Source organism: Enterococcus sp. AZ120, assembly GCF_050546165.1.
Taxonomy (GTDB): Bacteria; Bacillota; Bacilli; order Lactobacillales; family Enterococcaceae; genus Enterococcus; species Enterococcus faecalis.
Map to the genome: position 1 here is coordinate 1,551,523 of NZ_CP172950.1, position 22,953 is coordinate 1,574,475.

The 22,953-nt window shown below is 36.0% G+C and carries 26 protein-coding genes; 8 read left to right on the forward strand and 18 right to left on the reverse strand.

Annotated features, from left to right (window positions below):
* Positions 1-13: 13 nt before the first annotated feature.
* Genes IGJ46_RS07470 through IGJ46_RS07485 form a run of 4 tightly spaced genes read right to left on the reverse strand, consistent with a single transcriptional unit; the run spans position 14 to position 2,701 of the window.
* Positions 14-883 carry a PTS system mannose/fructose/sorbose family transporter subunit IID gene (locus IGJ46_RS07470; RefSeq protein ID WP_002394543.1) on the reverse strand — a complete coding sequence of 290 codons (870 nt, stop codon included), beginning with the start codon at positions 881-883 and terminating at the stop codon, positions 14-16.
* A complete protein-coding gene (locus IGJ46_RS07475) occupies positions 858-1,709 on the reverse strand; it encodes a PTS mannose/fructose/sorbose/N-acetylgalactosamine transporter subunit IIC (RefSeq protein ID WP_002357194.1) in 852 nt (283 codons plus the stop codon). The genes IGJ46_RS07470 and IGJ46_RS07475 overlap by 26 nt, the downstream gene beginning before the upstream one ends.
* A gap of 33 nt (positions 1,710-1,742) precedes the next feature.
* On the reverse strand, positions 1,743-2,240 hold the full coding sequence (locus IGJ46_RS07480) for a PTS system mannose/fructose/N-acetylgalactosamine-transporter subunit IIB (protein WP_002357192.1): 498 nt from the start codon (positions 2,238-2,240) through the stop codon (positions 1,743-1,745).
* 14 nt (positions 2,241-2,254) lie between these two features.
* Positions 2,255-2,701 (reverse strand): PTS sugar transporter subunit IIA, encoded by a 447-nt coding sequence (locus IGJ46_RS07485; protein ID WP_002371943.1) that lies wholly within the window; start codon positions 2,699-2,701, stop codon positions 2,255-2,257.
* 579 nt (positions 2,702-3,280) lie between these two features.
* Between IGJ46_RS07485 and IGJ46_RS07490 the strand changes: the two genes are divergently transcribed.
* On the forward strand, positions 3,281-3,568 hold the full coding sequence (locus IGJ46_RS07490; protein WP_047649398.1) for a hypothetical protein: 288 nt from the start codon (positions 3,281-3,283) through the stop codon (positions 3,566-3,568).
* 245 nt (positions 3,569-3,813) lie between these two features.
* On the opposite strand, the gene lacB is transcribed toward IGJ46_RS07490, so the two are convergent.
* The gene (gene lacB / locus IGJ46_RS07495) at positions 3,814-4,329 is read right to left on the reverse strand and encodes a galactose-6-phosphate isomerase subunit LacB (protein WP_002374591.1); all 516 of its coding nucleotides are present in this window, start codon (positions 4,327-4,329) and stop codon (positions 3,814-3,816) included.
* Between the two features lie 25 nt (positions 4,330-4,354).
* The gene (gene lacA / locus IGJ46_RS07500; protein ID WP_002357188.1) at positions 4,355-4,783 is read right to left on the reverse strand and encodes a galactose-6-phosphate isomerase subunit LacA; all 429 of its coding nucleotides are present in this window, start codon (positions 4,781-4,783) and stop codon (positions 4,355-4,357) included.
* Positions 4,784-5,005: 222 nt separating this feature from the next.
* On the opposite strand from lacA, the gene IGJ46_RS07505 reads away from it, so the two are divergent.
* The 3 genes from IGJ46_RS07505 to IGJ46_RS07515 all read left to right on the forward strand — a co-directional run bounded on the left by IGJ46_RS07505 (position 5,006) and on the right by IGJ46_RS07515 (position 7,302).
* Positions 5,006-5,500, forward strand: a complete 495-nt coding sequence (locus IGJ46_RS07505) for a PTS sugar transporter subunit IIA (RefSeq protein WP_002397416.1) — start codon at positions 5,006-5,008, stop codon at positions 5,498-5,500.
* Between the two features lies 1 nt (position 5,501).
* The gene (locus IGJ46_RS07510) at positions 5,502-5,804 is read left to right on the forward strand and encodes a PTS fructose transporter subunit IIB (RefSeq protein WP_002357185.1); all 303 of its coding nucleotides are present in this window, start codon (positions 5,502-5,504) and stop codon (positions 5,802-5,804) included.
* 94 nt (positions 5,805-5,898) lie between these two features.
* The gene (locus tag IGJ46_RS07515; RefSeq protein WP_218391154.1) at positions 5,899-7,302 is read left to right on the forward strand and encodes a PTS galactitol transporter subunit IIC; all 1,404 of its coding nucleotides are present in this window, start codon (positions 5,899-5,901) and stop codon (positions 7,300-7,302) included.
* A 40-nt stretch (positions 7,303-7,342) separates the two neighbouring features.
* On the opposite strand, the gene IGJ46_RS07520 is transcribed toward IGJ46_RS07515, so the two are convergent.
* The 3 genes from IGJ46_RS07520 to yqeK all read right to left on the reverse strand — a co-directional run bounded on the left by IGJ46_RS07520 (position 7,343) and on the right by yqeK (position 10,101).
* Positions 7,343-8,095: a DeoR/GlpR family DNA-binding transcription regulator gene (locus IGJ46_RS07520; protein WP_002369238.1), complete on the reverse strand. Its 753-nt coding sequence runs from the start codon at positions 8,093-8,095 to the stop codon at positions 7,343-7,345.
* Between the two features lie 335 nt (positions 8,096-8,430).
* The gene (locus IGJ46_RS07525; RefSeq protein ID WP_016617763.1) at positions 8,431-9,432 is read right to left on the reverse strand and encodes a DUF4767 domain-containing protein; all 1,002 of its coding nucleotides are present in this window, start codon (positions 9,430-9,432) and stop codon (positions 8,431-8,433) included.
* Between the two features lie 90 nt (positions 9,433-9,522).
* Entirely contained in the window at positions 9,523-10,101 is a 579-nt protein-coding gene (yqeK, locus tag IGJ46_RS07530) for a bis(5'-nucleosyl)-tetraphosphatase (symmetrical) YqeK (RefSeq protein WP_002385850.1), read from the reverse strand.
* 223 nt (positions 10,102-10,324) lie between these two features.
* On the opposite strand from yqeK, the gene IGJ46_RS07535 reads away from it, so the two are divergent.
* Positions 10,325-11,230: a polysaccharide deacetylase family protein gene (locus tag IGJ46_RS07535; protein WP_002379548.1), complete on the forward strand. Its 906-nt coding sequence runs from the start codon at positions 10,325-10,327 to the stop codon at positions 11,228-11,230.
* A gap of 121 nt (positions 11,231-11,351) precedes the next feature.
* On the opposite strand, the gene rplS is transcribed toward IGJ46_RS07535, so the two are convergent.
* The 4 genes from rplS to IGJ46_RS07555 all read right to left on the reverse strand — a co-directional run bounded on the left by rplS (position 11,352) and on the right by IGJ46_RS07555 (position 14,566).
* On the reverse strand, positions 11,352-11,699 hold the full coding sequence (gene rplS / locus IGJ46_RS07540; RefSeq protein WP_002357176.1) for a 50S ribosomal protein L19: 348 nt from the start codon (positions 11,697-11,699) through the stop codon (positions 11,352-11,354).
* Positions 11,700-11,842: 143 nt separating this feature from the next.
* Positions 11,843-12,583 (reverse strand): tRNA (guanosine(37)-N1)-methyltransferase TrmD, encoded by a 741-nt coding sequence (gene trmD / locus IGJ46_RS07545; RefSeq protein WP_002381776.1) that lies wholly within the window; start codon positions 12,581-12,583, stop codon positions 11,843-11,845.
* Entirely contained in the window at positions 12,573-13,097 is a 525-nt protein-coding gene (rimM, locus tag IGJ46_RS07550) for a ribosome maturation factor RimM (protein ID WP_002360070.1), read from the reverse strand. The genes trmD and rimM overlap by 11 nt, the downstream gene beginning before the upstream one ends.
* 107 nt (positions 13,098-13,204) lie before the next feature.
* Positions 13,205-14,566, reverse strand: a complete 1,362-nt coding sequence (locus tag IGJ46_RS07555) for an Nramp family divalent metal transporter (protein WP_002360069.1) — start codon at positions 14,564-14,566, stop codon at positions 13,205-13,207.
* Positions 14,567-14,762: 196 nt separating this feature from the next.
* Between IGJ46_RS07555 and IGJ46_RS07560 the strand changes: the two genes are divergently transcribed.
* From IGJ46_RS07560 to IGJ46_RS07570, 3 genes are all read left to right on the forward strand, one after another.
* Positions 14,763-15,137 carry a VOC family protein gene (locus tag IGJ46_RS07560; RefSeq protein WP_002381774.1) on the forward strand — a complete coding sequence of 125 codons (375 nt, stop codon included), beginning with the start codon at positions 14,763-14,765 and terminating at the stop codon, positions 15,135-15,137.
* Positions 15,138-15,358: 221 nt separating this feature from the next.
* A complete protein-coding gene (locus tag IGJ46_RS07565) occupies positions 15,359-15,967 on the forward strand; it encodes a TVP38/TMEM64 family protein (protein WP_002383106.1) in 609 nt (202 codons plus the stop codon).
* 100 nt (positions 15,968-16,067) lie between these two features.
* Positions 16,068-17,870, forward strand: a complete 1,803-nt coding sequence (locus IGJ46_RS07570; protein ID WP_016627656.1) for a glycerophosphoryl diester phosphodiesterase membrane domain-containing protein — start codon at positions 16,068-16,070, stop codon at positions 17,868-17,870.
* 189 nt (positions 17,871-18,059) lie between these two features.
* Here the strand turns inward: IGJ46_RS07570 and IGJ46_RS07575 are convergent, their stop codons facing one another.
* The 5 genes from IGJ46_RS07575 to IGJ46_RS07595 form a co-directional block, all read right to left on the reverse strand.
* Positions 18,060-18,746, reverse strand: a complete 687-nt coding sequence (locus IGJ46_RS07575) for a Bax inhibitor-1/YccA family protein (RefSeq protein WP_002364139.1) — start codon at positions 18,744-18,746, stop codon at positions 18,060-18,062.
* Positions 18,739-19,224: a MaoC/PaaZ C-terminal domain-containing protein gene (locus IGJ46_RS07580; RefSeq protein ID WP_002357164.1), complete on the reverse strand. Its 486-nt coding sequence runs from the start codon at positions 19,222-19,224 to the stop codon at positions 18,739-18,741. Before IGJ46_RS07580 ends, IGJ46_RS07575 begins: the two co-directional genes overlap by 8 nt.
* Before the next feature lie 196 nt (positions 19,225-19,420).
* Positions 19,421-20,758: a UDP-N-acetylmuramate--L-alanine ligase gene (gene murC, locus IGJ46_RS07585; protein ID WP_002360065.1), complete on the reverse strand. Its 1,338-nt coding sequence runs from the start codon at positions 20,756-20,758 to the stop codon at positions 19,421-19,423.
* Positions 20,759-20,912: 154 nt separating this feature from the next.
* A complete protein-coding gene (locus tag IGJ46_RS07590) occupies positions 20,913-21,866 on the reverse strand; it encodes a hypothetical protein (protein WP_002360064.1) in 954 nt (317 codons plus the stop codon).
* 117 nt (positions 21,867-21,983) lie between these two features.
* A complete protein-coding gene (locus IGJ46_RS07595; RefSeq protein WP_002360063.1) occupies positions 21,984-22,943 on the reverse strand; it encodes an aromatic acid exporter family protein in 960 nt (319 codons plus the stop codon).
* Positions 22,944-22,953: the final 10 nt, after the last annotated feature.

Consider the following 22,953-nt stretch of genomic DNA (forward strand, 5'->3'; position numbering starts at 1 on the left):
TTTTGGTGATTGTTCAGTAAGTTAATCCTGGATTGAAAACACCTAATAAAACGCCAACGAGAGAAATAACAACTAAAATAAGCATCGTCCAAATAGCGGAAACATGTTTTTTGGACATTAACCACCAACAAAACAAGGTAACAAGTATCGTTAATAATCCTGGATAAATACTGTCAATTTTATCTTGCAGTTTAAGGAAAACTTTTCCGTCAGCACCTATTAATTTAAGAGAAGTAGTTACATTTACCCAAGATGCAAGGACCCCACCAACAACCATACTACCGATAACTCCGATAGCAACTCTAACGGCGGCTCCTTCTTTCCCAACTAAGAAACTTACTGCTTTATCGCCAAAATGATAGCCTCTAAAATACAAAAAGCGTTGGCCAAAATAGGAAATTAACGTCCAAACAATAATATAAAATATGGCACCAATTGGCGAACCACCCGTGGACATTCCTAAGGAAATTCCTAACAAGATAGGAATCAAGGTACCATCAACTAATGAATCACCAATCCCTGCAATTGGCCCCATTAATCCTGCCCTCATATCATTAATGGTTTCTCCATCAATTTCATTCTTACTTGCTCTAGCCTCTTCCATACTAGCAGTCACACCAACAATGACCGTTCCAAGCATTGGATTTGTGTTAAAAAAAGCTGTATATGCTTGAATGGCTTTCACTTGGTCTTCATGTTTTGGATAAAGTTTTTTGATAATAGGAAGCATTGAAGAAAGATAGCCGAAGGTTTGCATATGCTGTTGTGAAAAACAAGTTAACGCTCCCCAAAACCATAAATGAAAAGAATGCTTTAACGTTTTTTGGTCTAATTTATTTGCTTTCAACTCTTCCATCTCATATGTCCTCCTCTTCATCATCATTCGTCAGACTTCCTGTTGAATCAACCAGTTTAGTATTGTTTTTAATCAAAGCAATTTTATAAAAAATTACAGCAAAAAGAAGCGCAATAATCGTTATTGAGACTAAATTGAGTTTTAATGAAGCAGCTAATGTGAACCCTACAAAAAAAGGTACAAAATCAATGTTCTTATTAACAATTTGACGTAACAAAATTGCAATTCCCACACACGGAAGCATGCCACCTACAGTAAAAAGCGTTTTCATTGCAAGACCATCCATAGGTAATGCATCTCTCATTGCTGTAACAGCCGTAGCCCCAAAATAGGTTAAAATCACGGTTGGCAAAAAGGAAAAAAGTAGATGAGAAATCCACGGCCAACCAAAATTAATGGCATATAAATGATCAAGCTTGCCTTTTTTTATATCTTTCCAACCAAACGATTGCCAAACTAAATTTAACGCGGCAACAGAATAAAATAATACCGTTCCGATCGTTCCAACTAATGTGCCGACCGATTTAGCCAGGTCGGCTGCAGAGCCGCCAAGTGGATCTAACCCTTTGGTCGAAATCGCCACCATCGCCAAAGGAATCCCGATATATGAAATTGCCCGCACATCAGCAGACACTGTGCCTCCAGGTGTGACCAAAGCAATGTAAACTAATTGCATTGCTACGCCACAAGCGATTCCTAATTTTAAATCTCCTAAAATAATGCCACAAACTAATCCGCCGACTAAAGGACGCCCGATCGTATAATTTCCCACCGCTTGTCCAGCCATACAAGAATTTGAACACAGACAAGCAAATAGGCCTAAAATAGCCGCTTGTATCCAGTTGATTGTCATAATACTACTCTCCTCTTTTCAAAACTTCTAGAATCAGTAACCAAATTTAGCTTTAAAATGCGCCCAAGAACCAATTCGTTGATCAGGTAACAAGGCAAAATCCACTTTGTAACCAGCCTTTTCAATTTCTTCAAAAGCCGCTGCTTCTTCTGCTGTAAAGGATTGGTTATCCCCTAATTTAATTGTCCCTTCGCGATCATTCCCCGGTCCAACATTAATCATTTTTACTTCACTTGGAACAAAATGCCAATCCACCAAAATTTTTTTCATATCCAAAGGGCTCTTTGTAATCAAAAAGTATTTTGACTTAGACGCTAATACTTTATCCTTTACATCAAAAAAATGCGCCATTGTCCAAATAAAGGTTTTTTTATCTTGTGCAGCTGCTTTATAAGCTTCCTTTAAAATAGGGTTACTTGCTGCTTTGTCATTCACAGCTATAATGCCATCACAAGGCATTTCTTTAGTCCAACGTAAAGTAATTAAGCCATGAATCATTCGATCATCGATTCGAACAAAAGAAATTGACATGTTCATCTTCTCCTTTAGATATCCTCTTCAGTTATATCGTTTTCAGTTACATCGTCTTCAGTTACAGTTAACTCTCTAATGCCATGACAAGCATCTGCTACTATCATTTTTTTCAAATCAGATAATTCACTAGTTTCTTTCAATAGAAGCGCATTTAAAGCCATTGGAAAATTTACTCCTCCAACAATCAGAGAATTTTCTAGCATTTTTTGCTTATCTAATACTTTACAAATAGTAGCAAGTGGACTCCCGCCTACAATATCAGCCAAAACGATTAGCCTCGTTTCCTGCGGTAATTTTTCAACTTCACAAAGAAACCGCTTACCAAAATTATCGGTAGATTCACCAGGTTGTAAGCCAAACACTCTGACTTTCTCTATCTCCTCGCTAGCAAACATCCCTAATGAATTTTTTAACCCTCTAGCAAAATCGCCATGACTGACCAGAACTAAATAAGTCATTTCCTCTCTCCTTTCTTAACATTTCCACTTCAAAATTTTTTAAATCACCTCTTTTTAAGAGTCCATAATACAACTTTTATAAAATGAAAATATTTGCTTCGTTCGCCTCACACTCCTTTGATAGCATGAATGTTTAACAACAGTACCTTTCTAAAATTAAAGTCATTCACTAAAAAGTTCTAATGAATTTGGCTGTTGTAGCTTGATGACAAGGAACAATGACTTTCTTTATCCATAAAAACATTTAGTTGATTACGCTTAAAAAAATAAATAATATAGCAATTCCCAAAAAAGTTGCTTTTGTATAGTCCCTTTTCTAAATTTATTGATTCATTTTTTCAACTATTAGGTTAGCAAAGTCCCAACACACATTCCACCCACAATAGGTGTACATAGTTGTACATTATTCGGAGTTAATCAACTCATTTAAGCTATGGTAAAATAACTATATATCACTCCAATTTTCTAATTATATAGGTCATTCCAGGTCATGCTCTTTTGGATATAACAAAATGAAATTATATCGAATCTATGGTTTTATGCTCTTAATAAATTAAAAAGTAAAGTAGGGATATTTATATGTCAGCAAAAGAAAAAACGATGAAATATGGATTGGTAGGCCTCTTTTTGGGGATATTGTTATTAGCTCATCTAGATTTATTAGCTGAAAATCTTAGTTATCTTCTCTTAGGATTATTACTTTTACTTGTTGCATATCTAATCTTGGTAAAAAAATTTTATTTTTTCTCAAACTTGATTCCTAAAAATACTACTGGTATAAATTTAGGTAAAAAATATGGTACGGCTTCTGGCATCGGCAGTTTAGTTATCGGGATTATTTTAATAATTCTGGGACTATTTTTATAGAAAAATAATTACTAAAATAAAACAAGCAGCGAAACCATAAAAAGTACACGAGTTCTTTTCTCGTGTACTTTTTATGGTTACCTGTATAGCCTTCAATTTGTTCCTTTGTTACTTCTTTTTCTTAATAATGCTCTTTACAGTGCCACATTAAAACAGCAATAAAAATTAATGAAGGGGAATTTAACTCAAATACCAATGATTATTATTTAAGACCGCTTTCTCAAATAACCCTCATTGATTACGTACTAATCGTGATAGACTCCTCGTTGCCATTTATCTAAAAATTCATCGAAAAAGTGCGCATCTTGTTGTTCTGGATGTTGTTTTTCAACTTGATTAATTTTTTCAATTAGTTGTTCGTTGTCTTCTGTTGGATGATAGTGTGCTTCAATAAAGGCAGCAGCGATATCACAGATCAAGAATTCTCCTGTTATTTTCCCACCGAAACCAATAACATTTGCGTTCAATTCCTCTTTCGCATACAACGCTGTAGTCATATCGCGAACTAAAGCAGAACGGATACCCGGCACTTTGTTAACCGCATTGTTAATTCCAACGCCTGTTCCGCAAATACATATACCCAAATCAGCCTGATTGCTCATTACGGCTTCTCCCACTTTTTTTCCGAAAATAGGATAGTGAGTTCGAGTAAAATCATACGTGCCTACATCTAAAATTTCATATCCCTTTGCTTTCAAAAAATCAGAAACTGCTATTTTGGTATCCGTCACAATATGATCACAACCAATGGCAATTTTCATAAAAACGCTTCCTTTCTATTATTTGTTAAGCCATTTTATTTAACATATCTACACGTATTTGATGACGCCCGCCTGCATAATGACCTGTTAAGAATTCTTTTATTATGTTTTTGGCTAGTTCCGTTCCAACAATTTTTGCGCCTACCGTGATCATCCGGGCATTGTTGTGTTCTCGCGCCATATATGCAGAACGCTCATCTGACAACTCGGCGACAATCATTCCTTTAATTTTAGCAGCAGTCATAAAACTACCTGCCCCATAACCATCAAAAACGATTCCTAAACTTTCAGTATCCTTTAAAACTTCATGAGCAACAGCAAGCGTTGCTTCTATAAAGTCTTCCGAAGCACTTTCACTTTTATCGATTACCTCAACTTTTTCTTGCAATAAGTATTGTTTCATTTCTGCTTTTAATTTTATTCCATCTAAATCTGAACCAAGTATGACACGCATTTTGTTTTCCTCCTTACCTCGTGTATCTACTATTAAAATTCTGTCCCTTTCTTTAAACTCAAATCCCCTTCTCGAAAACATAATAAAACAATATCAAACTTTATTCAACATTTATTTTCTTTTTTGTTTATTATTGTTTAATATTGTGTTGACATCTTTTTGAAAGCGTTTTATATTATACTTGTAAATAAATAATAATATATTAAAGAAACGAGGGGTTCTATGGTTATTAAAACATCGATTTTTTCATTAGATACTACCTATATTTCAAACAAAAAAACACAAGAAGAAGTTTTTGAAGAAGTTTATTTAGACTTGTTAAAAAAGAAATTAGTTACACCTGATTTTCTAACTAATTTATTGGAACGAGAACACAACTATCCGACTGGTTTAAGTTTAACACCGATTGATCCTGCACTACCGAATATCGCCATTCCGCATACCGAAAGTACCTTTGTACGGACGACAAGAATTATCCCGATTAAATTGAAACAATCCTTATCATTTCATAACATGATTATCCCAGATGAAACGCTCTCTGTTTCCTTTCTTTTCATGATTTTAAATGAAAACGGTATTGAACAAACGGGTCTTTTAGCGACTATCATGGATTTTATTAACACGACAGACCGTTCATCACTATTGGCTTTTTTTCAATATGAAGATAAAGAAGAAGTTTATCGTTTTTTACAAAAAAATTTTAAAGGAGAGATTTAACATGATTAAAATTTTAGCTGCATGTGGGGCTGGGGTAAACTCTAGCCATCAAATCAAATCTGCATTAGAAACAGAATTATCAAAAAGAGGCTACCAAGTTTCTTGCGATGCCGTAATGATTAAAGATATCAATCAAGAGATGCTATCCCACTATGATATTTTCGCCCAAATCGCCAAAACAGATTTGGGTTTCCCAATCACGATTCCTGTAGTTGATGCAGGCGCAATTCTTTATCGAATTCCAGCAATGGCTGAACCTGTTTATCAACAAATGGAAAGTATCATTCACTCTTTAAACAAATGATTTCCTTTTCAGACTAATTACTTACGCTTCACTGTCAACACTAACAAAACTAAGATAAAAATTTTGTTATCTTAGCTTATGAAGGAGAAAATAAATGAATACGATTATTGACCTAGCAAATACAATTTTTAAACCTTTAATTGATTTAGGTGCTGCTCCTTTAATGACTATTGTTTTAACACTGATTGCCCTTTGTTTTAAGGTAAAACCCACTCGCGCATTAGAAGGTGGTCTTAAACTAGGAATTGCTTTAACTGGTATCAGTGCTATTATAGGAATTTTAACTACTGCTTTCTCAGATGCAATGGCCTCTTTCGTAGAACGTACAGGAATTTCTTTAAATATTACTGATGTTGGTTGGGCACCTTTAGCCACCATCACTTGGGGATCTCCTTACACCCTTTACTTTCTTTTAATTATGGTGATTGTCAATGTCATTATGTTAATTCTAAATAAAACAAACACATTAGATGTGGATATTTTCGACATTTGGCATCTATCGATTGTTGGTTTATTTGCTATTTTTTGTGGCGCAAACTTAATAATTGCAACAATCTTAGTTATTTTCATAGGTGTTTTAAAAATTATCAATTCTGACTTAATGAAACCAACGTTTAACGATTTACTTAACGCCCCAGATACAAATCCTATGACTACCACGCATATGAACTATATGATGAATCCAATCATTATGGTTTTTGATAAAATTTTTGATAAGCTTTTTCCTTGGTTAGACAAATACGATTTTGACGCTGCCAAATTGAATAGTAAAATTGGCTTTTGGGGATCAAAATTTGCCATCGGGATTTACTTAGGGATTTTTGTGGGTCTTTTAGCTGGCCAAACACCCATGCAAATTTTTTCTCTATCCTTTACGGCTGCAGTCTGTTTGGAACTATTCTCTTTAATTGGAACTTGGTTTATCGCTGCAGTTGAGCCTTTATCCCAAGGGATTACTGATTTTGCTTCGAATAAATTAAAAGGGCGTACACTTAATATTGGTTTAGATTGGCCTTTCTTAGCTGGTCGTGCTGAAATCTGGGCAGCAGCTAACGTATTGGCTCCAATTATGCTATTAGAAGCCATTGTCCTACCTGGCAATAAACTTTTACCACTTGGCGGAATTATTGCAATGGGTGTAACCCCTGCTCTACTAGTAGTTACAAGAGGTAAACTCATCCGAATGATTATCATTGGAGCAATCGAATTACCTTTGTTCTTATGGTCTGGTACCCTAATTGCACCGTTCGTTACCGAAACCGCAAAAAAAGTTGGCGCTTTCCCAGCGGGTCTAAATAATAATACTTTAATTTCACATACTACCATGGAAGGGCCAATGGAAAAATTCTTAGGATACTTAGTCGGCAATGCATCACAAGGTCAACTCGAATTTATTTTATACGCATGTCTGGCGCTAGTCGCCTATCTACTGATTTTCATTTGGTATGCAAAACAAATGAAGAAGCGAAATATTATTTATGCTCAAAAAGCTCAATAAGGGAAACTAAAAAGAAGAGGTGCATCTGCACCTCTTCTTTTTAGTAAATCACCCTGACAACTTTTTCCAATACTTTAGATGTGTCAAATTTATCTTTATTTGTAACTACCGCTGTCACTTCTTCTAATTGATAAAAAGAATAAAAATCCTGTTTCTCTACTTTAGAAGTATCCATTAACAAATATTTTTCTATTGAGTTATCTAATGCAATTGCTTGTGTTTGTCCTTCTTCAATAGTCGCTGTCATAATTTTATTATCTTTTAACGCATTGCAACTAAAAAATGCTTTATGAAAATGCATTTCTTCTAATGCTTTATTAGCGATTTCACCAAAAAAAGATTTAGTTAAAAGTCGCATTTCTCCACCAACCAAATAAATGGTCAACGCATTCTTTTTTTTACTTAACGTTTCAAACACAGGCAAACAGTTTGTTACTACTCTTAAATGTTTAAATTCCATTGCCTCGGCCAAAAGTTCAATAGTTGTTCCTGGTCCTAAGAAGATAGTTTCTTCTTCGTGAATTAAACTTAATGCTTTTTGGACAATTTCTTTTTTTTCAACACTATTAATAATTTGTTTATCAGCATGAGACAATTCATGTGGACGATATGTATTTAAACTGCTAGCTCCTCCATGTACTCGTTTTAAACGCCCCGCTGCTTCTAATTCTGTCAAATCTCTACGAACAGTCATATCCGAAACATTTAATCGTTCCATAATTTCAGTAACTTTGATTGCCCCTTTTTGATCTACTAGAGACACTATCGCATTTAATCTTTCTTCTTTTAGCATTTTCATCGCTCCATTGTTAGTATATCTTTTATTCTACGATAAAATACTTACTATGAATACTAAAACATTTCTCCATTTATTTTAACATGAACGACGATTTGTAAAAAATTGACGATTTAGCCTATCTTTATATAAACAGATATCACTTCAACGATTGATTCAGATCTATTTGAGCCTAGTCAAATAGAGATCTAGCATAAAAACTTCCCAGAAAAACATCCCCTACTCTGAGCACCTCTATCCAAAAAAATAGCACATAGGCAAAGACAGGTTACTTATAAAAAGGTAAGCAACCCGCCTTTGCCTATGTTTAAGTAAACGATGTATTTCCCCTATTACTGATTCAAAGTCCTTAAAACTTTATAATCACTGTTTTGCACAAGTAAAACGCTACTTGGGTTATCTGGATAAGCAGCATTACCATCAAATGATACAACAACAGTATTCGTACCAACTTTCGTGAATTGTGTGTATGAGCCCCCAGCACCGCCCGCGTTGGCAAAATGCAATGTCAACGTGTCGCCTTTTGTTTCTACCTCGCGCCAATTTGCCCGCTGATAGTTATGCCAGTCAATTTGAGTTGAAATTTCGTTTGCCGTGTTTTTATACATTCCTTCATAAAAATCAATCGCTTCCTCTTTTGAAGACCACGGATTGACTGAAATATTTGGGATTTGTTCTTTAGTAATTGACGGGGCACCTACAATTTTTTCAAACCCAGCCCTCAACTCTGCATTATCTGTTGCTCCAAAATACAGATAGCCATAAGGATCTCCTTGATTTTGCATCGTCACTAAAACTAAGGGATGATTGTTAACGATGGTGAATAAATACAAATGCTTTTGCATTTCTGGTTGCGTTTCTGCATCAGAGTAAACAGCAACTAACGCATATCCATCCTTCACTTGTCCATTTTCAGACCATTCTAAATAAATGGGATGCTGACCAATCGCTGGTTGCATAGTAACATTTCCTACTAGACCATCAGGCGCTTGGACGCCATTAAAATTGATTGAATTTCCTGGTGTATATTCTTTATACGTTTGGTTCATCCGTTGCCCCCAATCAGCCATAAATTGTTGTAGTTGTGCCTTTTTTTGCGCAGACCACAACTGATTTTCAGCTTTACTAGAAGCAGAAGAATTACTTTGAGTCGTACTAGATTTTGACTCCGTGCTCATTTGACTTGCTTGGCTGTTGTTAACGGTAACAGGTGCTTTCATTTCTGATGTTGCTGTCGGCTTGCTTGATTTGCTTGCAGTGATGTCGCCACTTTTGTTGGAAGAACATCCTGATAAAATACTCAATAAAAGACCTATCAAGATTATTTTTTTCATTGGGAATCCCTTCTTTCTGACAAGAATACTGTACTACTTTTCCACTTTTCTCACCAGCAAAACTCGACTAAAAACGGCTATGTTTATTTGTTATTTAATTATCAAATTAAGTTGATTGTAAGCATCCCATAACCAAGGATGCACAACTTTAATATCGTGTTTCAAAATATAATCAATATAGAAATATGCGGCATTTTCTAAAGAACAATTTAAAGCTTGTAATAAACCATCTAAGTATGGTGGTTTACCTTCTTGATCCCACTTTATTTTATCAGCGACAAACAAAACTAAATCTATGTCCGAATAGTTTTTCTTCAATGTTGTATGGCATTCAATAGCTGATAAAATTTCATTGTCTTCAATACCAAAATCCATTTTCGCAATAGACTTAGAAATTTTTTGATGAATTATCATTGGAAAGGCCATTTCTGCTTCGTTTAATTCAATCCCATATTTTTGTGCGACACTAATTCTCTGATTATTTGGATAAATCGCAGAGATATCGTGTAAATATCCTGCAATACTTACTTTTTCTGGACTAGTTAAATATTTTTCACCGAGTTGATAGGCATACTCTCCAACTTCCATACAATGATAATACGTCTTCTCACAGTTTTTACTCACTAAATATTGTTTAATTTCATTTTTCAACACCTGTTGATGATCCATTTCCACAGCCCTTTCTCATTCCGATTACTCTTCTAGATAAATAAATTATACTCCTTTCATCCTCTAGCAACCTTTTATTTTTTATTAAATAAACAGCTAACTAAATTGAAAAAATTGAAACTTTTTGGTCCTCAAATTCGTCTATAACTAATAGGACGTTCAATTTTGTATAACGTGGAGGTGTATTTTTTAACTTTTTCATTAACCAAAGAGGAGTGAAAGTATGCGACATAAGAAAAGAAAATTCAAAATAAACGGGTATGTATTATTTAGTGCGTTAATCCTCATTGTTCTTGTTTTCATTCAAACGTTCCTATTAACTCAACCCAAGATAACAAGTAAAAATGATGATACTACGCAGACATCGACTAAAAATTCAACTGCAAAAAAAGATTCCCCAACCAAGTTAGAAAAGGAATCAACACACATGACTATTTCATCAAAAAAATATGCTTACTCAGCAGACAAAATCAGAAAATATATAACTGGAGAAGAACCTTACAAAGGTGAAAAATTAGTATTCTTAACCTTTGATGATGGCGTTAATAATCAAATAACCCCACAAGTCCTAGATACATTAAAAAAGTATAACGTCCACGCAACTTTTTTTCTTGTAGGAAATACCCTAACTTCCGAAAATCAAAAGATAGTGAAACGCGAAGTTGCAGAAGGACATTCAATAGGCTTTCATAGTTCAACTCATGATTATGCAACGTTATATCCAAACGGGATTGTCAACACTGAAGAAATACAAGCGGAAATAGCAACCATGGAGAACTCTCTAAAAAAAATACTGGGCGAAACATTTCAAACAACTCTCTGGCGATACCCAGGAGGTCATATGTCATGGGGAGGTACAGAAAAATCTGATGAATTATTCAAACAACTTGGCATCCATTGGATTGACTGGAATGCGATGGTTGGGGATGCGGAACCGTTAGACAGACAGCCTACTACAGTCGCAGAAATGCTCGCTTTCCATCAACATTCACTTGAGGTTTATCCAGATTATAATATTAGAGTAGTCTTAATGCATGATTCAGTAGATAAGGAATTAACAAAACAAGCATTGCCACAATTAATAGAGTTTTATCAAGCAAATGGTTATCAATTTGGCGTGTTATATTAAAGCAACTCGGAACACTAAAGGAAGCATTTCTGGTCTTAGTCAATGTTGATTTTCTACTTAATTACACACAAAAACACCCTCTTGCTGAGCAAGAGGGTGTTCGTTTGTCGAATAGTAAAGATTAACGACGGATTTCTTTGATACGAGCTGCTTTTCCGTGTAATGCGCGTAAGTAGTAAAGTTTTGCACGACGTACTTTACCGTAGCGAACCACTTCAATTTGAGCAACACGTGGTGTGTGTAATGGGAATGTACGTTCCACACCAACACCATTTGAAACTTTACGTACTGTGTAAGTTTCGCTGATTCCAGCACCACGGCGTTTAATTACAACACCTTCGAATAACTGGATACGTTCACGAGTACCTTCGACTACTTTCGCATGAACGCGAACAGTGTCACCAGGGCGGAACGCAGGAATATCCGTACGTAATTGTTCTTGTGTTAATTCTTGAATTAATGGATTCATTTTATCCTTCTCCTTATTCCCAAATATTCTTATGGTCACTTCTGCCACAGCGGAATATTGTAATAGTTAGAGCGCATTGCACTCACCAAATCAGTTTACCACAGACAAAATAAGCTGTAAAGAGAATTTTCTTGAAAGTTCCCTTATTTTTGTTCTTCTTGTTTAATTTCTTCTAATAACTTCAACATTTCAGGCGTCATTTCTACTGATTCCAACATGTCTGGTCGACGCAAAAAGGTCCGTCGTAATGATTCTTTTAGTTGCCATTCTGCAATTAATTTATGGTTCCCATTCGTTAGCACAGCAGGGACTTCCATATCGTTGAAAATAGCAGGTCTGGTATATTGTGGATGTTCTAATAGGCCAGTGGAATGTGAATCCGTTTGTGCAGAAAGATTGTTACCTAAGACATCAGGTAATAAACGGACTGTCGCATCAATCATGACCATTGCGCCTAATTCGCCCCCTGTTAAAACGTAATCCCCCAATGAAACTTCATCTGTAACCATCGTGCGAATTCGCTCATCATAGCCTTCATAATGTCCACAAATAAAAACTAAATGTTCTTCTTGTGAAAATTCCTCGGCCATTTTTTGATTAAACGGTTTTCCTGCTGGATCTAATAAGATGACCCGTTTTGGCTGCTGGTTTGTCTCTTCTTCAATTGCTTTTAGATTATCATAGATCGGTTGTACTTTTAAAAGCATCCCCGCGCCACCGCCATACGGATAATCATCGACCGTTTGGTGTTTGTTATCTGAAAAATCGCGAAAATTAGAGACATTCAATTCTAATAACTGCTTTTCCCGAGCTTTCCCAATAATTGATTCCCCCATTGGTCCTTCAAACATTCTAGGAAAAAGAGTTAATACATCAATTCTCATCGTCAATCAATCCTTCTGGAATGTCCACATCAATCCGTTGATTTTCGACATCGACTTTTGTAACAACGCCTTCAATATACGGTAAAAGTAAATCTTTTTTCTTTGGTCGTTGGACGACCCACACATCATTCGCACCAGGAGATAAAATTTCTTTAATTTTTCCCAGTTCACTACCGGTTTCATCATAAACAGTGGCACCAATGATTTGGTGATAATAAAATTCGTCCTCTGCCAATTCAGCGAGATTGTCTTTTGCAACTTTTAAAATACCGTCACGATATTTTTCAACATCATTGATATTTGGATGTCCTTCAAAGCTTAAAATGTCAAAATTCTTATGCTTGCGGTGGGACTTCACGACCAATTCAATTGGTGCTTTTTTCTCTTGAAATAGCAGTAACGTTGCCCCTTTTTGATAACGTTCTTCTGGAAAATCCGTTTTCGAAATGACCCGAACTTCTCCTTTGATTCCTTGTGTGTTCACAATTTTTCCTACATTTAAATAATCTGTCACGTGAAAGCCTCTCTTCCTTGTATTTCATCTTTCCTATTCTACCATTTCTTACGCGCAAATTCTATGAAAAAACAAAGGCCAACTTTTCTAGTCAGCCTTTGTTTTTATTAATTCGTTAAACCAGTTAATGTGCCATAAATTAAAAATAAATTCAATAACGTCAAGGCAATAGCAATAATCCAAGCTAAAAATTTCACCCACGCTGGATTCGCAAATTGGCCCATTAATTTTTTATCACTTGTATACATCGTTAAAGGAATAATCGACACTGGCAAAGCAATACTTAGGAAAACTTGCGTATAAAGTAACAAGTCTTCAACAGCCGTTTCGCTACCGCCATAAATAATGACACAGATAATGACTGGCACAATTGCTAACAAACGAGTTAACACTCGTCGTGCCCACAACGGCATTTTTAAATGGATGAAGCCTTCCATTACAATTTGTCCTGACAGCGTACCTGTAATCGTTGAATTTTGACCCGAAGCCAGTAAAGCAATTGCAAAAAGAATACTTAACACTGGGCTAGCAATATTACCAACAATATCTGGATTTTTCAGAGCATCAAATAAATCAACAAATTTACCTAATTCACTGTTGGTTCCATAAAATAATGCTCCTCCTAAAATTAACAACAAACAATTTACGACAAAAGCGACAGTTAATTGAATATTTGAATCCCAAGTAGTGAAACGAATTGCTTTGGCTTTCTCAGCATCATCGTTACGATCAAATTTCCGAGCTTGCGCAATGGAAGAATGCAAATATAAGTTATGAGGCATGACTGTCGCTCCAACGATTCCCAAGGCTAAAAATAACATGGATTTATCTGTCGCTATTTTTGTGTCTGGAATAAAACCTCGTAATACTTCACCAACATTTGGATCTGCTAATGCCACTTCATAAGCAAAAACAAAAAAGATAACTGCAATTAAACAAGAAACAATTGCTTCGATTTTGCGAAAGCCTAACTTTGTCAGTAGCAACAGTAATAAAACATCAAACGTTGTTATCAACACACCAATTAATAATGGAAAACCAAATAATAATTGCAAAGCAACGGCACCACCAATTACCTCAGCGATATCTGTTGCCATTATGGCTAACTCCGTCACCACCCACAAGGCAACGCCCGTTCGTTTACTTGTATGCTCTCTAGTCGCTTGGGCTAAATCCATTCCTGTCACGATTCCTAAGCGCGCAGCCATACTTTGTAGTAACATGGCAACTAAACTAGAAAGTAAAATCACACTAAGTAACGTGTACTTATATTCCGCTCCGCCAGCAATTGACGTAATCCAATTTCCTGGATCCATATAACCAACAGCCACTAAAGCGCCAGGTCCGCTATAGGCTAGCAAAGTTCGCCAAAAGCTAGCGTTTTTAGGTACCTCGACGGTATTATTTATCTCTTCTAAACTAGGTCCATTTGCATAATTAAGCATTTTTTCCGTTTTCTTTTCTTTCATCCAACATCCCTCAATCTATCTTGTTCACACATTTCACTTTTAGGTACACCTAAAACTAGTTAACATAATTATAGTCTTCTTATTCTTCGTTGTAAACTGTTACATTCTAATTTTTTAAGCACTTTCGCTATAAATCGTTTGGTTTTTACCAAAAAATCCCTTACACTTATTTTATCATAGATCGGAGGTTATGAGGATGAAGTTAGATATGGTCGGTATTATCGTCAACGATATGACACAAGCACTCTCTTTTTACCAAACGCTAGGTTTTAACGTGCTGGGAGAAGCTTCGCCTGATTACACAGAATTACAAAACAATGGCGTCAGGATTTCTTTAAATTCACTACAAATGATTACTGGTGTCTATGGGTTTGCGCCTAGCCAGCAAGGCGATAAAATCGAACTTGCTTTTCTTTGTGAAACGGCCGCAGAAGTTGATAACACCGTGAAAAAAATGAGCCAAGCTGGTTACATTGTTTTTAAAGAACCTTGGAATGCACCTTGGGGCCAACGATACGCAATCATTAAAGACGTGGATGCAAATTTAATTTCACTCTTTGCCCCTCTATAATATTACTAAAAAATGCGCCACTTTCGTTTCTTTTACTCTCTTTCGAAAGATCAGTGCAGAATGGGTCTTAAGTAGGATGTCTTTTCTGTCTCTTTTTTTGTATAATAAACTTATCAAATGATGTGTATCTTACAACTTTGTTCGTTTGCAGAAAGAACAAACGATGTTTTTTATTGATGAAAAGTTATATACTAAAAGTACGATGAGTATAACTAAAGGAGATGAGAAATGTGAGTGTTACCCTATCTAGAAAAATTGTTAATATTATTTCCATTTTGGGCATTGTTGCAACCATAATTGCAACCATCTATTTTATCCGATTAGGTGTCTTCAAGGACATCAATGCACTAAGAGGACTAGTAGGGCAATCTGTCATTCTCGGTCCGATTATTTTCATGTTAATTCAGATTATTCAAGTGGTTATTCCGATTATTCCTGGTGGTGTTAGCTGTGCTGCAGGGGTCTTGATTTTCGGGCCAACAATGGGCTTCGTCTATAATTACGTTGGTATTGCACTTGGCTCTATTATCATTTTCTTATTAGGTCGTAATTATGGGAAACCATTCATTATGAGCCTTGTCAGTGATAAAACATATAACAAGTATATCGGTTGGTTAGACAATGAAAAACGTTTTGAACGATTGTTTGCTTTAGCAATTTTCTTCCCGATTGCACCGGATGATGCGCTTTGTTTAATGGCCGGTTTAACAAAAATGTCTGTGAAAAAATTTACTCTGATTATTCTATTAGCAAAACCTGCTTCTATCTATTTATATAGTCTTGCGTTAATTTATGGCGGTACATTTTTAACTAGCTTACTGGGAATGTAAAATAAATAAAAAAGCGAACGGACTAAATCAAAACTCTGCCTGTGTCAGTTTGATTTAGTCCTTTTATTATGGAATTTTGGTAGAAACTGGGGGACTTTTGATGTTTAGTTATTTTAAAAATAGTATTGTGAATACGCTAGATTTTCTTAAAGGGACAACGGCGTATTTTCGCGATGTGCTCTTGATGCACGGATTTATGTTATTCGTTCTATTGCCTTTATTGACAAGTTTGTCCAAATTGGTACTCAAAGAAGGTGGGATTGATTATATTTCCTACGATAACTTAGGGGCAATTGCTACGCAACATCCCTATGTACTTTTGACTTTTCTACTAATTGGGCTGTTAATTTTACTGGCGCTCTTTTTTGAATTTACCTTTTTATTGCTTAGTGTTTATTTTATTAAGAAAAAGCAACCAATTACTCTAACGCAATTATTGCACGGCACCTTGCTTCAGATCAAAAAAGTTCGAGGAATTACCTTTCTGTTTTTCCTGGCATATTTCTTTTTGATTTTACCATTAAGTGGGTTAACCTTCCGCTCTTATTTATTAACAAGAGTTAAGATTCCAGCCTTTATCTTAGATTTTATTTTTGCAAATCGCGTCATTATTATTATTGGTTTCGTACTGTTAGAGCTGATTATCTTATATTTAGCGATTCGACTTGCTTTTGCCCTTCCAGAGTTGATTTTACGTGATGTTGGTTTTCGTGAGTCTTTAAAACGTAGTTGGCAAATTACAAAGCGGCGCTTTTTCCAGATTTTAGGGCAATTTATTATCATTGGAGGAACTGTTTTAGGGATTTTTACGGCTGGCTATTTCTTGATATTTTTAGGTCAAACCGCAGTCGAAACGTTTAAACCTGAGTGGTCTTTACCTAGCGCTGTCATCGCTATGACACTCCTTCAGGTTATGATGCTCTTAAACTTGGTGTTGTCTAGTGTTGCTATTTTTTACATTATTGTTGATGATATGGAGGATGAAGGGATTTTGCCTGACACGCCAGAATGGTTCACCCCGAAATCAGAGGTTCGGGTAGAATGGACCACCTTCAGAGTCGTTCTTTTTTGTTTGATTGCAATCATCTTCGGAATTGGTGTAGGCACCTATAATACGAATTACCTAAGTCATACACCTGACCGAAAACCGGTTACCATCTCCCATCGTGGTGTTAATGGTAACAATGGCGTTCAAAACACCTTGGACTCTTTAATCGAGACCAATAAGGCAAAACCTGATTATGTTGAAATGGATATTCAAGAAACCAAAGACCATCAATTTATTGTCATGCACGATTTTAATTTACGGGCGTTAACGGGCGTTAATAAACGACCGAATCAATTAACACTTAAAGAATTAACGAATATGAATGTCACAGAAAATGGTCAAACTGCTAAAATGGTTTCTTTCGATGATTATTTAGCCAAAGCCAATCAATTAAAACAACGTTTATTAATTGAAATCAAAACCACGCCTCAAGATAGCCCTGATTTAGTACAGCACTTTGTCAAACAATACCGTGAAAATATTTTAGAAAACGGCCATATCCTTCATACCTTAACCTATGATACGGCGATGGCCTTAAAGAAAGAAGAACCACGCTTTTATGTAGGCTACGTTATTCCTTTCAACATTGTGGGACCGCCTAAAATGCCAGTTGACTTTTTTACTATGGAATACAGTACAATGAATCGTAACTTTGTAAATGCCGCTCATCATGATGGGAAAAAGGTTTATGCTTGGACAGCAAATGATGAAGATGTTATGACGCGAATGATTTTTTATGGCGTCGATGGTATCATTACCGATCAGCTCAGTCTACTGAATGAAACAATGAAAACCGATTTAGAAAACCCAACATACTCCGATAAACTGTTGAATTTCGCTATTGGAATGGGTTAAAAAAAAGAGCGTGGGACAAAAATCACTTTGGATTTTTGCTCCACGCTCAAAAACTGATAAACGGCGGGAACAGAAGCAACTCCTTCGGAAACAAGCCGGAATTATCCAAAAATTAAAGAACAATTTTCGGAAATTCCTTCTTATTTCTCGGAGTTAAACGCTTCTGTCCCGACCTCTTTTACGTTCATGTTAGTTGTTTTTACCAAAAATTCTTAAGAAAGCTAAGAATAAGTTGATGAAGTCAAGGTATAATTGTAATGCGAAGAAAACGGCCATCCCAGTACCTGCTTGATCACCTGTTTGCGCATAGACTTGGCGTATACGTTGGTTATCATAAGCAGTAATCCCTGAGAAAATTAGGACCATTAAAATGGAAATAAAGAATTCTACAGCACTACTGTGTAAAAGGAACATATTTAGCAACATCGCAATGATAATTCCGATTAAGGCACTATAAGCGGCATGACCAACTGCTGATAGGTCTTTCTTCGTAAAGACACCTACTAATGACATCGCGCCAAAGGTAGCTGCTGCACTTAAAAATGCGCCGGCCACTGTTCCACCAGTATACATTAATAACGTCACGGATAAAGTGACACCATTTAATAATGCATACGCAACAAATCCTGCAATCGCAATGGTTGGATTCTTCTGTGCTTTTGCGCCTAGATATAAAACTAAGCCAATTTCAACAAGCCAAATCATCCAAAAAGCTAAGCTTGATTGGAATAAAGTAGCTAGAACAGGTAAAAAGACAGTTGTCATTGCATAAGCCATGATTGCGCTAATACCAATTCCTAACGCTAAAAATCCGTAAATTTTGGCATAAAATTTATTCAAACCTGTGCCAGTTTGGATATACTCTTGATTATTCATAAGTTAAAGTCCCTTCTTTCTCTGTTAGTTCATCAATCGTCACTTGGGGTGGTTGAACCATCACCACTGCATCTAACACGCGATTTTCTTGCTCATTAACAGCCTCAACTGAAATGGTAATCACATCTTTCATTTTGTCGACTTTGATTACTTCTAATTGGAAAGTCAATGTTTCGTAATGAAAAACGGGTTCCACAAAGTTCACAGAGAAATTCACAACATGTGAACCTGGTCCTGGTAAATGTTTTGAAATCGCACTAGTGATAATTCCCATCAGCATAATTGATGGTACGATTGGTTTTTCATATTCTGTTTTTTGGGCATAATCATGTTGGATATATAAAGGATTCGCATCATTGGTCAAGCCCAAGTAAAGTAATAAGTCCTTGTCTTCAATTGACTCTGTCAAGGACAACGAATCTCCCTCTTCGATATCTTCGATGGTTTTGCCTAATTTTCTCGGTTTTCCGATATTCAAATTAGTACACCTCCGTTATTGATAAGATAATTGTACCAAAATGTACTTAAAAGGCAAGTTAAAAAGTAGTCTTTAAAGGATGTTTAAACAAAACCAACTTATCTACCATGCTAGCATTCTAAAAAAACAACGGAACAGGAGCAGCTTCTTATTTTTTGAAGCCAGATACCCCTGTCCCGATTTTGTTTATGTTCTCTTATAAAACGTTTCTAGTTGTGTTACTTAGTAATGTTTCGTAGGCTTGTTCAAATTTCTGAACGTCGCCAGCGCCCATAAAGACAACCACTGCATTTTCAAAATCTAGTAAAGGCGACACATTATCTTCGGTAATTACTTGTCCACCTTTTTGAATTTTTTCACCTAAATCTTCAATGCGTACCTCGCCTTGTGTTTCACGCGCAGAGCCAAAAATATTACATAAGAATACTTCATCTGCCAAATCCAGTGCTTCAGCAAATTCATCCATTAAGGCAATTGTTCGTGTAAATGTATGTGGCTGGAAGACAGCAATAATTTCTTTGTCAGGATATTTTTGACGAGCGCCATCAATCGTTGCTTTAATTTCAGCTGGATGGTGCGCATAATCGTCAACAATAATCATGTCACTGACTTTTTTCTCGCTAAAACGACGTTTCACACCTTTAAAACTTAGCATTTCTTCTGCGACTTTCTGCATATCAAGTTTTTCAAAATAAGCCACAGCAATCACACCTAGCGCATTCATGATATTGTGATGGCCAAATGCTGGTAAGACAAAATGACCTACAAAATCAGCCTTGTGATAAACATCAAAAGATGAGCCTTCCGTTGTTCGTTGAATATTTCGGGCTTGGATATCATCCTCTTCGCTGACGCCATAATAATAAACTGGCACTTCTGATTCTAACTGGCGAAGATACTTATCATCACCATAAGCAAAAATTCCTTTTTTGACTTGATGAGCCATTGTTTGGAACGCTGAAAAAACGTCCTCAATGCTCTTGTAGTAATCTGGATGATCAAAATCGATATTCGTCATAATCGCATAATCTGGTGAATAAGCCAAGAAATGACGGCGATATTCACACGCTTCAAATGCAAAGAAATCAGCATCTGGTTCGCCGTGGCCAGTGCCATCCCCTATTAAATAACTAGTTGGATTGATACCACTTAATACATGTGCTAGCAAACCAGTCGTACTTGTTTTCCCATGTGACCCTGTTACAGCAATGCTTGTATACGGTTCGATAAAACGAGCAATGAAATCGTGGTAACGAATTACTTCTGCGCCTAATTCGATGGCGCGGGCGATTTCCTCATGGGTATCTGGAAAAGCATTTCCAGCAATAACAATCATGTCTTTATCAATATTATCTGCATTAAATGGTAAAATAGGGACACCTGATTTTTCAAGATCCCGTTGTGTAAAGAAATACTCTTCTACATCTGATCCTTGAACGTTGTAGCCTTTTTGGTGTAAGACCAACGCTAATGAGCTCATGCCAGAACCTTTAATTCCGACAAAATGGTATAATTTGTTCTCTTGATTTCCCATTATAATCCTCTTCTCTGTCACTATATAAAACATACCTTTTTTAAAAAAAATTCAATCATACGAGATTCATTATCGTATAAAATAAAAAAATAATCAACTATTAAAACAGAATAAAAAACTTACATGTTTCAAATCCACATGCAAGTTTCATCTCTTAACTAAAATATTTACTGTTTTCTAATACAGAACTTGAATCTTCTAGCATCCCACTTAATGGTTTATCCAAGATGCCCTTTTTCTTCTCTTCTGTCACAGGTGCTTCAGGCTCTACTTGAGCATTCGCTTTAGCTAATTTTTTCCCATAAGCAGTTTGACTTTTAGCATTTTTCTTTGCGGCATTCAAACGGGAACGCGAACGTAAATCCAACGCATCTTCGCCAAAACGTTCTAAGTCTGGTTTGATTTGTTGATATTGTCGTCTAGTTAAAGGAATCTCAGGTTCTGAGGTTGGAATATTAAACTTCCGCACCGTTGGATCTTCTTCCGTATCTTTCACTTGAAAAGCCGTTGGTTCATCATCAAGAATGACATATGAACGCCGATCTTTTTTCATTGCTTTTAGCAACTCTTCTTCAGTAAAACTAGGTTCCTGTTCCTCAGGAATCACAGAAGCCGGGATATATTTAGGAACAAAATAAGAAGGTGTCGTTTTCTGCACTAATGGTGATGCGGCAGGTCTACTTGGTTTCGCTACGACTTCTTTTTTTTTATACGTTTGTGTCCAGCCATTTCCTTTTGGCGTCCCAAAAAGGCTATTATTTTTTTTCGTTGCTTGTTTATTTTTCGTTGCTTTACTAGCATGTTTTGTGTAGTCTGGCAAATTAGAACGATGACGTGCTAATTGCTCTTGTTGTGCTGCCGTTAATTGTTGTGTTTGTTTATTTGTAGTTGATTGATTCGTTGTTGGTTGTTGGACGGATGGTGTGCTTTGTCTAGTATCTTCGGCAGATGTTGCAGTTCTTCTGCTACCAGACATTGCTTTACCAATCAGATCATCTTGAAATAAGTTACGTTCATTATCTGTTGGTAATTTTACGCCCTGTTCATCATCATACGCTGGAAAACGGAAATGTTTTCTCTTCACTTGAGCATTATCCATTGCGGTCATTCCTTTTATTTTTCTTTCTCATTAGTTTAACACATTCTCAATGAATACTAAAGAACTTGCCTGAATTTTTAAGAGAACAAAAAAAGAAACCTCCGTTTAAAAAGGTTTCTTTTTTGTTTATTTATCTAGTTGTAATTTGGCAAAGTCCGCTTTGACTTGAATGAATGACTGAAACAATTGTAAAAACTGAAAGAGTCGCGCCCGATTTTCAAATTCACTTCTTGTTTGCGGTAATGGTTTTGTGCGATAGGTTTCATAAACGGTCTTAATTCGATTCATAATTTCTTGTCCATCATTATTCTCTGCAAATGTTTCTGCCGTATATTCCAACAATTGCTGAATATAGCGAACTTGTTGCGCATCAACAGTAATATCTTCTAATAATTCCAACATGTTTTTTAGAATATTACTTTGCATTTTTCTCATCGCAAAGTACTCTAAATAGTACGTATTGGTAGACAGCAATTGATTCTCGGCATGATTTTTGGCCCACGTCTCACCTGTACGAATAAAGGTTTTTAAATCTGCACAATGCATGACCAAATTTCGCTCTCCTGCAGCGTTGTTTAAATGTAGCGCCATTTCCCTTAAAATTTTACGAAACATTGTTTCAATGACTTCTTGGTCTTCTCTTAAACGTTTTTCTGTATCAGGCATATAAGAATTAGCTAATAACGCTAGTCCCACACCAATACTCATTAATAAAAACTCATTTCCAATAATCGCCCAAGAAAGATTTTTTTCGACTAAATAATGAGTTACCAAAACGGAACTCACAACAATCCCATCAGATAATTGAAAATACACGGCTGCTGGAATAAATAATAATAAAAAAATACCAAAAGCAATCGCTGTAAAACCTAAAAAAGTAAAACAAATATACGCTAAAATAGTTGCTAAAGCTAAGGATAACAAACGATAAATTCCTGTCATGACAGATGTTTTTTTCGTGCTAGTAACACTTAAAACTGAAATAATCCCTGCCGAAGGGGCATAAAGTAATCCCAGTTTTTCCGCAATAATCATTGCTAATGCAGCGCTAATGGCTGTCTTGACTGTTCGTAAACCAATTTTCATGCATACTCCC